The organism is Nonomuraea cavernae, from assembly GCF_040655715.1.
GTDB classification, from domain to species: domain Bacteria; phylum Actinomycetota; class Actinomycetes; order Streptosporangiales; family Streptosporangiaceae; genus Nonomuraea; species Nonomuraea cavernae_A.
The window spans coordinates 20,467-33,836 of sequence record NZ_JBFAKL010000007.1 but is presented as its reverse complement, the minus strand read 5'-3'; the positions used below and the strand labels follow the sequence as shown (position 1 = coordinate 33,836).

Here is a 13,370-nt window from a genome sequence, read left to right as displayed (position 1 = left end):
ATCCAGGCATGACGCTTCCGAGCCGCGGCGACGCGCACGTCCGGCGGCCGGGCACAGGGGGAGACGCGCGATGGCCGACGACGGTCCGGCACTGCTGAAGGAGCTGTACGAGCACGCGCCGTGCGGCTACCTGTGCGGGCTGGCGGACGGCACGATCATCACGGTCAACGAGACCTTCCTGGCCTGGACCGGCCACCGCAGGGAGGCCCTGCTGCGCGGCGTCCGTTTCCAGGAGCTGCTCACGGTCGGCGACCGGATCTTCTACGAGACCCACTACGCCCCGCTCGTGCTCGGGGCGGGCGGCGTCCACGAGATCGCGGTGGACCTGCTGTGCAGCGACCGCGCGCGGCTGCCCGTGCTGGTCAGCTCCGGCTTCGCGGAGGCGGCCGGCGACCTGCCCGCGACGATCCGCACCTGCGTGTTCCGCGCCACCGAGCGCCGCGAGTACGAACTGCTGCGCGCCCGCCGGCGCGCGGAGGAGGCGGAGGACCGGGTCCGCCTGCTCGCCCGGACCCTGCAGCAGAGCCTGATCCCGCCCGCCCTGCCGCGCATCCCCGGCCTCGACGTGGCTGCCGCCTACCGGCCCGCCGGGCGCGGCGACGAAGTGGGCGGCGACTTCTACGACCTGTTCGAGACGTCGCCCGACGACTGGGGGCTCGTCCTCGGCGACGTCTGCGGCAAGGGCGCCGAGGCCGCCGTCGTGACGAGCCTGGCGCGCCACACCGTGCGGGCGCACGCCGCCGAGGTCAAGCACCCTGCCGCCGTCCTGTGCGAGCTCAACACCGCCCTGGTACGCCAGCGCGCCGACCGCTTCTGCACCGTGGTCTACACCCGGGTGCACCGTGTCCGGCCCGGCGTCTTCAGCCTGACCGTCTCGCTCGGCGGCCATCCCCAGCCGCTGCGCGTGAGCGCGGACGGCGAGGTGACCGCGGTCGGGCATCCGGGGACCGTCCTCGGCCTGTTCGACGACGTCACCGTCTACGACGAGACGGTCGAGCTGTGTCCCGGCGACGCCGTCCTGCTCTTCACCGACGGCGTCACCGAGGCACGCGACGGCGCCGACCTGTTCGACGAGGCCCGGCTGGCGAGCCTGCTGGCCGGCACGCGCGCCCTCGACGCCCAGGGCATCGCCGACCGGATCGTGGAGCGGGTCCTGGCCTTCCAGAACGGCCGGGCCGGTGACGACATCGCCCTGGTCGTGCTCAAGTCACCGCGCACCCCGGCCGGGCCGGAGGGGGCGGCCCGGGCCGTCACGAGGCGGCGACTCTGAGGCGTCGCTCCGGGGAGGTCCGCGACTGGGTCGCGCGGTAGTGCGACGGGGAGACGCCGTAGCGGTCGGTGAAGGCCTGGCGCAGGGTCTCGGCGCCGTTGAAGCCGCACCGGGCCGCGATGGCCGCGACCGGCAGGCGGGTGGTGGCCAGCAGGTGTGCCGCGGCCTCCGTACGAGCCTCGCGGACGAAACGGGCCGGAGTCCGGCCCAGATGCCGCAGGAACAGTCGCGACAGGTGGCGCTCGCTCACCCCCGCGACGGCGGCCAGCGTCGCGGAGCCGAGATCGGCGGCGAGGTTGCCGGTGACGTGGTCGACGATGCGCCGGACCAGGCCGTCGCCCGGCGGCGGGGCGGCGGTGAACATGCTCATCTGCGCCTGGTTGCCCGGCCGCTGCAGGTAGGTGACGAGCTGCCTGGCCACCTGCCGGGCCAGGGCGGCGCCGTGGTCCTCCTCGACGAAGGCCAGGGTGAGATCGAGGGCGCTGGTGACGCCGGCGGCCGTGGAGATCTGGCCGTCCCTGACGAAGATCGGATCGGGGTCGACGGCGACCGCGGGGTAGCGGGCGGCGAAGTCGGAGGCCCACTGCCAGTGGGTGGTGGCCCGCCGCCCGTCGAGCAGGCCCGCCGCCGCCAGGACGCTCGCTCCTGTGCACACGGACGCCACGCGGCGACTTTCCCGGGCCAGCCGCCGCACGTGCGCGACGAGACCGCGGTCGGCCGCCGCCGTTTTGTGCCCGAGCCCGCCGCACACCAGGAGGGTGTCGAGCGGCCCGGTGACGCGTTCGAGGGTCTCCTGGGCTTGGATCGTGAACCCGGTGCCCCAGGTCACCGCCCTGCCGCCGGGCGTGGCCAGGCGCACCTCGTACGGCGGGGCCGCGCCTACCAGGTTGGCCACCACCAGCGGCGTGGTAACGCAGGCGAAGTCGAGTAATTCCGCGCCGTCGTAGGCGACGACGATGATCCGGCGAACGTCCATACCCAGCACCGTATGTCAGAAGGACCGGTATCCCAAGATTCCGGACACGTCATCCGCCTTTCGTTGGACCGCCGGAGCACCGGCCCGACAGTGGGGACATGACAACCGAGACGATCCCCCCTGTCGCCGCGAGTGGCGCCCGCAAGAGGTTCCTGTGGCACTACGTGGAGATGGTGCTGGCGATGCTCGCCGGGATGCTGCTCTTCGCGCCGGTCTGGGACGCCGTCACCGCGGGCTCGGCGCTGTTCGCCCGCCCCGACGTCGATGTGCTGGTGATGGCCACGAACATGACGCTCGGCATGTCGATCTGGATGCGCTACCGCGGCCACACCTGGGCGCCGATCGCCGAGATGGGCGTCGCGATGTACGCGCCGTTCCTCGTGCTGCTGCTGCCGTACTGGCTGGGGGCGCTGTCCGAGGGCGGCCTCATGATGGCCGGGCACGTGCTGATGTTCCCGGCCATGCTCCTGGTGATGCTGCTGCGCCGCGCCGAGTACAGCGCCCCGCACGCGGGCCCCGCGCCGCTGCCGGGCGGGCCGGTCGTCGCCGCGCTGGTCCAGCGGTGGCCGACCTGGCTGGGTCTGCTCATAACCTTCGACTCCTGGTCGTCTCCCGGCACTCCGCCCCCGGTGCTCCTGGTGGTGCTGGCGGGCGCGTACCCGGTGATCGGCCTGTTCCGGCGCACCCTGCGCGACCGGCGGGTGCTCGCGCTCCAGCTGGCCGTGGTGGCCGGCTACGCCGCCCTGGCGCTGGTGGCGATGTCGGCGGACCCCGTCACCGCCCGTTACCTGATCGCGGCCGGCTGGCTCGCGCACGCCCTGTGGGATCTGGGCCACTTCGTCGCCAACAAGGTCGTGCCCCGCGGCTACGCCGAAGCATGCATCGCCATAGACCTGGTCATCGGCCTGACGATCCTCTTCCTGCTGTGATCGCCTGACTCCCCGTCTGTCGCCGGTCCTGTCCGAAATAGACGATTTCATCACGTTTGAGTGGGTACGACCTGAACGCCGAAGGACGCGATGCCCCGGGCCGAGCCCGGTGCGTCGTCGGCTCCGGACGCGCTCGGGGGGGCGCCATGCAGGGTTTCGCACTCACCTACGACCACTTCGACCCGGAGTCCGAGCTGCTGCGCGAGGCGATGACCTCGACGGGCAACGGCTACTTCTGCACCCGGGGGACCGCCGAGTGGGAGGACGTGGACGCCGTCCACTATCCCGGCACCTACGCCCACGGTGGCTACAACCGGGAGACCACGATCTTCGACGGCCACCCCGTGCTGAACGAGGACCTGGTCAACCTGCCCAACTGGCTGGTGCTGAAGCTGCGCATCGAGGGCGAGCCCGCGGTCCGGATGTCCAACGTGCAGCTGCTCGACTACCGGCACACCTACGACATCCGCCTCGCGCTGGTGCGGCGCGAGCTGCGCTTCCGCGACTCCGCCGGCCGCGTGACGAGGCTGATCAGCCGCCGGTTCGTGAGCATGGCCCACAGCCACCAGGCCTGCATCGAGTGGACCCTGATCCCCGAGAACTGGTCGGGCCGCGTCGAGGTGGTGACCGCGCTCGACGGCCGGATGACCAACCACATCGTCGCCCGCTACCGCGAGCTGGAAGGACGCCACCTCGATCCCGTGTCGCCGCGGACGTTCGGCCCCGAGGTCATCGCCCTCAACGTGCAGACCCGCCAGTCGAACCTCTACGTCGCCCAGGCGGCCCGCACGCGGGTCTTCGACGGCGACGCGCCCGCCCCGGCCGAACGGCGCCTGCACCAGATGCAGGACTACATCCAGCAGGTGCTCACCTTCGACGTCGAGCGGGACCGGCCGGCGCGGGTGGAGAAGCAGGTCTCGCTGTTCACCTCCCACGACAACGCGATCACCGAACCCCTCACCGCCGCCGGTCGCCACGTGCTGCGCTACCCCGACTTCGCCGAGGCGCTGCACGAGCACGAGCTGGCCTGGACCGAGCTGTGGGACTGCTGCGACGTCCAGCTTCCTCGCGAACCCCGCGCGCAACTGCTGCTGCGCCTGCACATCGCCCACATCCTGCAGGTCTGCTCGCGGCACACCGCCCGCCACGACGCCGGGGTGCCCGCCCGCGGCCTCAACGGCGAGGCCTACCGCGGGCACGTCTTCTGGGACGAGCTCTACGTCTACCCGTTCCTCAACCTGCACCTGCCCGAGATCACCCGTGCCCTGCTGCTCTACAGGTACCGGCGGCTGACCGAGGCGCGGGCGGCCGCCTCGGAGGCGGGATACCGGGGCGCCATGTTCCCGTGGCAGAGCGGCAGCGACGGCACGGAGGAGACCCAGCGGGTCCATCTCAACCCGTTGTCCGGGCTGTGGGAGCCCGACCTCAGCCGCATCCAGCGCCACGTCAACGCGGCCATCTTCTACAACGTCTGGCGCTACTTCCAGGCGACCGACGACCTGGAGTTCCTGCGGGACTACGGCGCCGAGCTGATGCTGGAGATCGCCCGCTTCTGGGCGTCGATCGCCCACTACAACCCGGACAGGCAGCGGTACGAGATCCACGGCGTGATGGGGCCCGACGAGTTCCACGAGCGCTACCCGGGAGCCGAGGAGGCCGGCCTGCGCAACAACGCCTACACCAACGCCATGGCCGCGTGGATCGCCGCGACCGCCCCGCTGGTGCTCGACCTGCTGCCGACCAGCCGGTCCGCGATGCTGCGCCGGCACCTGGAGGTGACCGACGAGGAGCTGGAGACCTGGAAGGACATGAGCAGCCGGATGTACATCCCCTTCCACGACGGCGTCATCAGCCAGTTCGAGGGCTACGCCGAGCTGGAGGAGCTCGACTGGGAGCACTACCGTGCCAAGTACCCCAACATCCAGCGCATGGACCGCATCCTCAAGGCCGAGGGCAAGGACCCCAACCGCTACAAGGTGGCCAAGCAGGCCGACGCGGTGATGCTCTTCTTCCTGTTCGAACCCGACGAGCTGCGGACGCTGTTCGAGGGGCTCGGCTACGCCTACGACCGGGATCTGGCGCGGCGCACCGTCGAGTACTACGACGAGCGCACCTCCCACGGCTCGACGCTCAGTTTCGTCACCTTCGCCGGCGTGCTGGCCGGCATCCACCCGCCGACCTCCTGGGACCGGTTCATGGTGGCGCTGGAGAGCGACGTGAGCGACGTGCAGGGCGGCACTACCAAGGAGGGCATCCACGTGGGCGTCATGTCCGGCACCCTGGACCTCCTGCAGCGGAGCTTCGTCGGCACCAGCGTCACCGGTGACGTCCTGCGCCTGGAGCCGCGGCTGCTCGACCGCCTCGACGGCGTCTCGTTCCCGGTGCGCTTCAGGGGGGCCTCCGTACGGGTGGCCGTCGACGGGGACAAGCTGACGGTGCTCGCCCAGGCCGAGGGGTTCCGGGGGCCGCTGCGGGTCGCCGTCGGCGACGAGACCCGCGAGCTGTCCCCGACCGGCATGTGCGTCTTCACCCTCCCCGCGCAGGAGTCCTCGGCGCACCAATGATCCGTGAGCGATGGCAAGGGGGAGCCGGCATGCCCGCAGGAGGATTCGAGGGAGCGATCTTCGACGTCGACGGTGTCCTCGTCGACTCACCGCACGAAGTGGCCTGGAAGGAGTCGCTGCGCGAGCTGATGGAGGGCCCCTGGGCCGACGTCCGCGACCGGAGTGACTGGTCGGACGACCGGTTCACCTCGGAGGTCTACCAGCGGGTCATGTCGGGCAAGCCGCGGATGAGCGGGGCCCTGGCCGGCCTCGAGTACTTCAAGGTCCCCGACGCCGAGAACCGGGTCGAGACCTACGCGGCGCGCAAGCAGGAGCTGCTGATCCGGCTCATCGAGGCCAAGCGGTTCAGGGCCTATCCCGACGCGCTGCGTTTCGTGCTGGCCGTCCGGGCGGCGGGCATCCCGGCGGCGGCGGCCTCGTCGTCCAAGAACGCGGGCCTCTTCCTGCGGCAGATCCGGCTCGACACGTTCGCCGAGGAGCAGGGCCTGACGTACGACTTCGTCCGGCCGGGCCTGACCCTGCTCGACTTCTTCGACGCCGACATGTCCGGGCACGACGTGGCGCACGGCAAACCGGATCCGGAGATCTTCCTGGACGCGGCCGCCGCGCTCGCCGTCGCCCCCGCTCAGTGCTTCGTGGTCGAGGACGCGGTCAGCGGGATCCAGGCGGCCAAAGGCGGGGGCATGGCCGCGCTGGGGGTGGCTCGCGCGGGCGACGAGCACCTGCTGACCGCCGCGAACGCCGACGTCGTCGTCACCACTCTGGACGAGGTCGACATGCCGGCCCTGACGGAGCACCGCCTCACGAAACAGTCGCCGTAAGGAACACGTCATGCTCACCACTCAGTTTCTGCCCGGCTCACCGTGCTGGATCGAGCTCGACAGTCCGAACCTCGAGGCCGCGAAGCGATTCTACGGCGGCCTGTTCGGCTGGGAGTTTCAGGAGCAGGTGCCGGAATACATCTTCTGTCAGGTCGGCGGCAGGAACGTCGCTGGGATCGGTGCGCTCATGGGGGAGGCGGTCACCTCGGCCTGGATCCCCTATTTCCAGGTGCGGGACTGCGAGGCCGCCGTCCGGTCCGTCGAGCTGGCGGGCGGCACCGTTTTGATGCCGCCGGTGGACGTGGCGCCCCAGGGGCAGATGGCGCGGTTCAGTGACCCGTCCGGCGCCGCTTTCGCGATCTGGTGCCCCGCCGGAATCCGCGGTGTGGACCTGGTCAACGAACCCGGCTCGCTGGCCTGGATCGAGCTGTACGTGCCTGACACCACGGCCATTCGCGGCTTCTACGAGTCCGTCTTCGGCTGGCGGTTCGAGGACAGGCGGATGGAGGACACGACCTACCCGCTGATCTCACCGGCCGGCAGCGACCGCGACGCCGACTCGTCCGTGGGAGGCCTGGCCCCGCTCGACCCTGGAGATCTGCCGCACTGGCTGGCCTACTTCGAGGTGTCCGACTGCGACGCGGCCGTGGCCGGCTGCCGCGAGCTCGGCGGTATGGTCCACGCCCCGGCGCAGGACGTGAAGGGCGTGGGCCGGATGGCGCTCCTGGCCGACCCGCACGACGCCGGCTTCGCCGTCATCGCCGGCTCCGCCTGACGCCATGGCGGGCGAGGGGGCGGGAGGGCTCAGGCGGAGAGGTGGCCGGTGGAGCCCTCCAGCAACGCCGCGCCGAGCGGGGTGAGCGTGTGGAGGACCGCGATGCCGTCGCGGCGGGTCTCGATGAGCCCGGCCTCGCGCAACACGGTGGTGTGGCGGCTGGCCGCCGCCGGTGAGATGCGCAGCATGCGGGCCAGCTGTGTGGTGGTCGCGCTGCGGTCGAGGGCATGCAGCACGGCCGAACGGTTGGCGCCCATGAGCGCGCCGAGGTCCCGGCGGTGAGTCGCCGCCTGCCGCCAGCGGTGCCGCTGTTCGATGGGATAGATCAGCACCGGCGGCAACTCGGGGTCGGCCAGCGTCAGAGGGGCGCGGTGGCAGAAATAGGAGGGCACCAGCAGCAGGCCGCGTCCGCCGAGCACCAGGTCCTTGTCCATGATGTAGTCGGTCTGCAGGACGGGTGGCGTCCAGCGGAACAGCGGCCGCATCCCGGCGAACAGCCCGTCGACCCCGCCACTGAGCATGCTGTGGGCACGGCAGGCGCGGTCGACGGCGACAGCGGCGGTCATCAGCTCGTGGAAGGGGGCCACCGCGGCCTCGTGGTAGTCGCGCAGCGCGGCCACCAGTCCCTTGAGCGCGCCGGGGTCTCCCTCGGCGAGGGGCCGCACCCAGCCGGGCAGGCTGTGGTGGCGGGCCAGTCGCCACAGCTCGGCCGCCAGCCGCCCTCTGGGCGTGCCGAGCAGCGCGGCGAGCCCGCGTTCGAGGCTGAGCAGCCCCTCATGGGGGGTGAGGAAATCGGGGAAGTACGGCCCGCTCGGCACGAGCGAGTCGAGGAGGCGGGCGCCCTGCCGCATCTGGGCGGTCCTGGCGGGTTCGGCGTGGAGTTCTTCGAACCAGGGGCGGAAGGCCAGCGGACGCACCCGGTCGCGGAACCGGAACCGGGTGAGGATCATCTCCCACAGAGGGTCGTGCGCATCGGCCAGCGTGACGCGTGCGAGGTCATCCGCCGTGAAATGGATTCGTAAGGTGCCCATTCATCTCCTTACGCCTCGACTGCCGTTTTATTCGGCACCTCACCATGTCAGACTGCGGCTAGTCAAGATCTTTTGTGGTGATTTGTCGCTTTTTCTCTGGGGCGTAAAGGCTCTTTCCGTCCCTCCCTTTTGTCTTCACGATCGGACATCAAAGGCGTCGAAAGGCGCTTGCCCCGTGCCCGATGGAGGAAGTGCTCGTGACATCCCCGCATGTCCGCATGGTCCGACGTCTGATGACCGCCCTGGCCGCCGCGTCCGGCCTCGTCCTCACCCTGAGCAGCGTGCCCCCCGCCGCTGCGACCACCGCCGCCACCACCGCCGCCCCCACGGAGACCGTCCAGCGGCTGCCCGCGCAGAGCACCGCCCCCATGGGCGCCAAGGCCGGGGTCATGACGGCCAAGGCCCGCGGCGGCAAGGCCAGGCCGGCCGCCGCACCGGGTGTGCGACGGACGGACGGGGCCGCCACCGCGGCCGCGCGCCCGTTCAGGGAACTCCACCTCAACCTGTGCAACAGCGGTCACGCCGGCTGCTACGCCGGCGGCCAGGCCATCTTCGAAGGCGGCGACCTGATCTACTACCTCGCCCCGGACCTGGTGACGTTGAACGAGATCTGCTCCAACGACCTGCCTAACTACCTGCATCCCTCATTGGCCGAGGCATGGCCGGACGACTGGACCTACTACGTCTTCTATCCGGCCGTCCACCGCCAGACCGGCAATCCCATCACCTGCACGAACGGCGACAGCTACGGCAACGCCGTGCTCGGCAGGGTCCCCGCGGCGCAGTGGCGGGGAGTCAACGGCTGGGCGGGCCGCTACACGACCCAGGACTCCGGCAACGAGATGCGCACCTTCGCCTGCGCCTACGCCATCGGCGACCACCTGTCCTGCGCCACCCACCTGAGCTCCTCCAGCGAGCCGATCGCCCTGGCCCAGTGCCAGGCGCTGATGTTCAACGCCGTGCCCTCCATCAGGTCGCAGGAGGGTGTGTCCGGCAAGACGGTGGTCGGCGGCGACTTCAACCTGGAGTACGACACCGCCGATCCCGAGAACGTCCAGAAGTGCGTGCCGTCCGGCAATGTCCGCAAGGGCGACGGCGACGTGCAGCACGTCATCTTCACCAACGACTTCTCCTTCGTCGGCACCAACAAGTACGGGCTGACCCACACCGATCACCCCGGTTTCCTGGTGCGGCTGACCAAGCCGTGACCCCGTACCAGACAGAGGCCTGACCACCAGGCCGGGGCGTCACCCGGCGGTGCGGCGGCGCAGGCGGCTGCCGAGCGCGGCGAACAGCCGTCTCGGCAGCGCCAGCGCCAGCACGGCCAGCACCACGTGCACGGCGATGAAGGCGAAGGCCTCCTCGCGCGTGGCCACGTGGCCGAGCCGGACCGTGATGTGGTGCGCCCAGCCCCAGACTTCGGGGATCCCGTCCAGGTTCCGGTTCATCAGCACCGCCACCAGGTCCTCCAGGCCCGACATCTGCAGGATCGTCATGGCCGCGCCGGTCCGCAGGACTCCCTCGCGCGAGCCGCCGCCGAGCCGGTAGGCCAGGGTGAGCGCGACCATGAGGAACGGCACGGACACCACCACGTGCAGGTAGAGGTCCTCGAACACGGCCTTCCCGTCGGCCATGTCCATGGCGGTGATGAACGTCGCCGGCACGAAGTAGCACAGGAAGGCCAGGAAGACCGCGGGCACGGCCACCAGGTGCAGTCGCAGCCGCTGAGCCCAGGCCACGTCCAGCCAGGCGACAGCGAAGAAGGCGGCGATCTGGGGGGTCAGCTTGGCCAGCAGGATCCAGAGAGAGGTGATCTCCTGCTCGTAGGGGATGACGAACCGGACCATGGCGGCCAGTGCCACCGCCAGCGCGCCGAAGGCCAGAGCGACGCGGTTGTCCCGCCAGAACGAGGAAGTTGTGCTCTGCATGCGATCCCAGTCAGTGTGTGGTGAGGACGGGGGTGCCGTGGTCGGCACAGACGGCCGTGGCCGGCGTCCCCGTGGTGAGTGTCGTCGCGCCCGGTGTCCCGGAACCGTCCGGGAGCACGTCGAGCAGTACGGGCCTGCGCCGCCGCAGCGCCGTGACGGCCCACGCCCTCCCGGCCGGGCGGGCGTGGAAGCGCCGCCAGAGCAGGTGGGCCCGGCCGCACGCCGGGTGGGTGGCCGCGAAGTACCCGAGGTGCGGGTCGTACAGGACTCCCGGGCGAGGGTCCTGTACGGCGCTCGCGGCGGTCATGCGTTCGATGGCGTGTACCCGGACACCGTCGAGGTCGGGTCCGAGCGCCTCCAGCGTGGCCCGCTCGCCCACCACGATCACCTGCCCGGCCTGGGCCGGAGCCCCGAGTGTGCCGAGCGCGGCGGCGTTCAGCGCGCGGCGGCGGTCCTCGTCGACGACGTCGGCGCCCGGCGCGAGCAGCGCGCCGTACCGAGGGCCGCGCGGCCCGAGCGCCCGCCGGTCCAGCACCGCGGCGCGCACCTCGGCCACGGGCGTCCGGCGCGGCGCGCCCGCCAGGGCGAGCGCGTCGCGCAGGTCACGCCCGTCGCCGATCCACAACGAGGGCTCCCTGGACGGATCGAAGGGCCGGGCGAACGGGCACAGGCGGTGGAGCTGGCCGCTCAGGGCGGCTGACGGGGTCGGCTCCGGCTCCGCCAGGGCCCGGCCCGCCGCCACCCACTGGTCCCGGTAGAACGGCACCCGCCGGAAGGCCGCCGCGACGACCCCGCGGTAGGCCCGTTCCCAGCGTGCCGCCGAGAACCTAACCGGCATCGACACCGACCCGCACCAGGTCCTCGACCGCCGCCAGCACTCCGGCGACCTCGCCGGCCGAGGTCCCCGAGGCGAGCACGTACCCCAGCTTCGCCCGGCACTCGGTGAGGGGCGCGACCCGCTCGCCCGGTGAGACGGTGACCAGCACGTCGGCCACTCCGGGCAGGTCGAGCGCCGCCCGCACGCCGTCCAGCGCGACGAGCGTGCCCGCACGGTCGGCGCGCAGCATCCTGACCGACGCGTGCCGGGCCGGGCCGGGCGTGAGCTCGGGCCGCTCGCCGATGGCCAGCAGCACGGCCGCCGCCACGGTGTCGACCCCGTACATCAGGCCGAGCGCCTCGCCCATGCCGTTGCCGCCGATCCGCGCGCCCATCTCGATCAGCACCACGCCGTCGCCCGTGACGAACAGGTCGAGGTTCAGCGGGCCGTCGGTGTAGCCGACCTCGGCGCAGACGAGTTCGAGCTGGCGGATGACCTCCGCCGTCAGCTCCGGGTCGCGCGGGGCCATGTCGTGGCCGATCGCCACGACGTGGGGAGGCGCCACCACCCGGTCGCTCAGCCCCAGCAGGGCCACCCGGCCGTCCTGGAGGAACGCCTCGCCGCACAGGTCCCGGCCGACGACCAACTCCTCGGCGATCACCGTGGCGGTGGGCGAGACGGCGGCCGCGGCCTCGACCGCGGCGGCCAGTTCCGGGGCGGCGGCGCACACCGTGATGCCCCGCGAGCTGCCGGAGTCCACTGGCTTGACGATGACGGGGAAGTCCAGCCGTACGGCCTCGCGCAGGACGTCGACGGCGGGGCCGCCGACGTGGGCGGGCCCGGCCAGGCCGAGCCGGGCGCAGACCTCGCGGAAGTACGCCTTGTCCGTCGAGGCCCGCAGCGCGGCGGGCGGCAGGCCGCCGGGCAGCCCGAGGCGGCCGGCCACCGCGGCCAGGGCGGGCAGGTTGACGTCCGACCCCGGGGCGAGCAGTCCCAGCACGCCGTCCAGCTCGCGCAGGGCGGCGGTGACCGCGTCCACGTCGCGGGTACTCACGTGCAGGAACTCGTCGGCCTCGGGCACTGCGGGAGCGTCGGCGCGCATGTCGACGCAGACGGTGGTCAGCCCGAGTCGCCGGGCGGCTCGGAAGGCGCTGATCGCGCCGTCCGAGCCGCCCAGGATGACCAGTCGTTTCACGTGCCGGTCACCGGCTCAGGGGATTTCCAGTGGGTGCCGTGGGACTTGACGAACCAGTCCACGGTCCGGGCCATGCCGTCTTCGAGCGAGACGAGCGAGCTCGGCTCGATGCCCACCGACCGCAGGGTGTCGGTCCGGGCGGTGACGGCGGTGTCGGGCGTCTCGCCGGGACGCATCGGCAGGTCGACGATGGGCACCCGCTCGTAGCCGCGGTCCACGCACAGGTCGATGATGAGCTCGGCTACCTCGCGGATGGTGGAGGAGGTGGTCGGGCCGACCTCGACGACGTCGTCGAGCACCGTGCCCGCCGCGGCCGTCTCCAGGGAGGACACCAGCGCGCGGGCCACGTCGCCGACCCACACCATGTCCGAGACCTGGGTGCCGCCACCGTACAGCTCGACCGGCATCTCGCTCAGCGCGCGGCAGATCACCGCCGGGGTGATCTTGCGGACCTTGCCGGAGGCGAAGGGCGGCGCCGCCTGCTGGCGGGGACCGTAGGCGTTGACGACCCGCACGTTGTTCACCCGGGTGCCGCGGTGGGCGTTGAACATGCGGACGAAGCGCTCGACGGCGGTCTTGGAGATGGAGTAGCTGTTGTCCATCCAGTGGTTGCCCACGCAGATGTAGACCCCTGGCAGGTCGTACTGTGCGACCGCCTCCAGGAAGTTGAGGCCGCCCACCAGGTTGGTCTCGGCGGCGGGGCGGGGGTTGGTGATGGTCTCCTGGGTGCCGAGGACGGCGGCCAGGTGGATGATCGCGTCGCAGTGCGCGGCCAGCTCCGTCATGGCGGTGGCGTCACGGATGTCGCCCCGCATGACTTCCCAGGGAAGGTCGCGGTCCGCGCGTCCCCGGTGATCGAACACGAGCGGAACGTGGCCACGGTCCGCGAGTTCTTCGCAGACGTAGCGACCGATGAACCCGTTTCCGCCGGTAACTCCGACCTTCATGCCACCTCTTGAGTGTGAGTGCCGTGAAAAGTGAGCCGTCCTCGGATGAGGCACGATATTGATCACAGCAGAAGTATTCTGTGAAGATCGTCATCGATTGATGGTTTGTGTCCATGT

At 71.3% G+C, this 13,370-nt stretch carries 12 protein-coding genes; 6 read left to right on the top strand and 6 right to left on the bottom strand.

Annotated features, from left to right (window positions below; all coding sequences use genetic code 11):
* Positions 1–70 precede the first annotated feature (70 nt).
* Positions 71–1,270: a PP2C family protein-serine/threonine phosphatase gene (locus tag AB0I38_RS12210; protein ID WP_358466038.1), complete on the top strand. Its 1,200-nt coding sequence runs from the start codon at positions 71–73 to the stop codon at positions 1,268–1,270.
* On the opposite strand, the gene AB0I38_RS12205 is transcribed toward AB0I38_RS12210, so the two are convergent.
* On the bottom strand, positions 1,251–2,246 hold the full coding sequence (locus AB0I38_RS12205; RefSeq protein WP_358466036.1) for a GlxA family transcriptional regulator: 996 nt from the start codon (positions 2,244–2,246) through the stop codon (positions 1,251–1,253). The two genes, AB0I38_RS12210 and AB0I38_RS12205, sit on opposite strands and share 20 nt — an antisense overlap.
* A 98-nt stretch (positions 2,247–2,344) precedes the next feature.
* Here AB0I38_RS12205 and AB0I38_RS12200 point away from each other — a divergent pair, with 98 nt between their 5' ends.
* The 4 genes from AB0I38_RS12200 to AB0I38_RS12185 all read left to right on the top strand — a co-directional run bounded on the left by AB0I38_RS12200 (position 2,345) and on the right by AB0I38_RS12185 (position 7,335).
* On the top strand, positions 2,345–3,175 hold the full coding sequence (locus AB0I38_RS12200) for a hypothetical protein (protein ID WP_358466034.1): 831 nt from the start codon (positions 2,345–2,347) through the stop codon (positions 3,173–3,175).
* A gap of 146 nt (positions 3,176–3,321) precedes the next feature.
* Positions 3,322–5,739 (top strand): glycoside hydrolase family 65 protein, encoded by a 2,418-nt coding sequence (locus AB0I38_RS12195; protein WP_358466032.1) that lies wholly within the window; start codon positions 3,322–3,324, stop codon positions 5,737–5,739.
* A 29-nt stretch (positions 5,740–5,768) separates the two neighbouring features.
* Entirely contained in the window at positions 5,769–6,560 is a 792-nt protein-coding gene (locus AB0I38_RS12190; protein WP_358466030.1) for an HAD family hydrolase, read from the top strand.
* Positions 6,561–6,570: 10 nt separating this feature from the next.
* Positions 6,571–7,335, top strand: a complete 765-nt coding sequence (locus tag AB0I38_RS12185) for a VOC family protein (RefSeq protein WP_358466028.1) — start codon at positions 6,571–6,573, stop codon at positions 7,333–7,335.
* A 29-nt stretch (positions 7,336–7,364) separates the two neighbouring features.
* Here the strand turns inward: AB0I38_RS12185 and AB0I38_RS12180 are convergent, their stop codons facing one another.
* Positions 7,365–8,366, bottom strand: a complete 1,002-nt coding sequence (locus tag AB0I38_RS12180) for an ArsR/SmtB family transcription factor (RefSeq protein WP_358466026.1) — start codon at positions 8,364–8,366, stop codon at positions 7,365–7,367.
* Positions 8,367–8,584: 218 nt separating this feature from the next.
* Between AB0I38_RS12180 and AB0I38_RS12175 the strand changes: the two genes are divergently transcribed.
* Complete coding sequence (locus AB0I38_RS12175; protein WP_358466024.1) at positions 8,585–9,574, top strand: endonuclease/exonuclease/phosphatase family protein; 990 nt, start codon at positions 8,585–8,587, stop codon at positions 9,572–9,574.
* A 39-nt stretch (positions 9,575–9,613) separates the two neighbouring features.
* On the opposite strand, the gene AB0I38_RS12170 is transcribed toward AB0I38_RS12175, so the two are convergent.
* From AB0I38_RS12170 to AB0I38_RS12155, 4 genes are read right to left on the bottom strand one after another with little or no spacing between them, the layout of a single operon-like run.
* Positions 9,614–10,294, bottom strand: coding sequence for a hypothetical protein (locus AB0I38_RS12170; protein WP_358466022.1), 681 nt, complete (start codon positions 10,292–10,294; stop codon positions 9,614–9,616).
* A gap of 10 nt (positions 10,295–10,304) precedes the next feature.
* The gene (locus AB0I38_RS12165) at positions 10,305–11,138 is read right to left on the bottom strand and encodes a hypothetical protein (protein ID WP_358466020.1); all 834 of its coding nucleotides are present in this window, start codon (positions 11,136–11,138) and stop codon (positions 10,305–10,307) included.
* Positions 11,122–12,306: an ATP-grasp domain-containing protein gene (locus AB0I38_RS12160; RefSeq protein WP_358466018.1), complete on the bottom strand. Its 1,185-nt coding sequence runs from the start codon at positions 12,304–12,306 to the stop codon at positions 11,122–11,124. Before AB0I38_RS12160 ends, AB0I38_RS12165 begins: the two co-directional genes overlap by 17 nt.
* Positions 12,303–13,253: an NAD-dependent epimerase/dehydratase family protein gene (locus tag AB0I38_RS12155; protein ID WP_358466016.1), complete on the bottom strand. Its 951-nt coding sequence runs from the start codon at positions 13,251–13,253 to the stop codon at positions 12,303–12,305. Before AB0I38_RS12155 ends, AB0I38_RS12160 begins: the two co-directional genes overlap by 4 nt.
* Positions 13,254–13,370 lie beyond the last annotated feature (117 nt).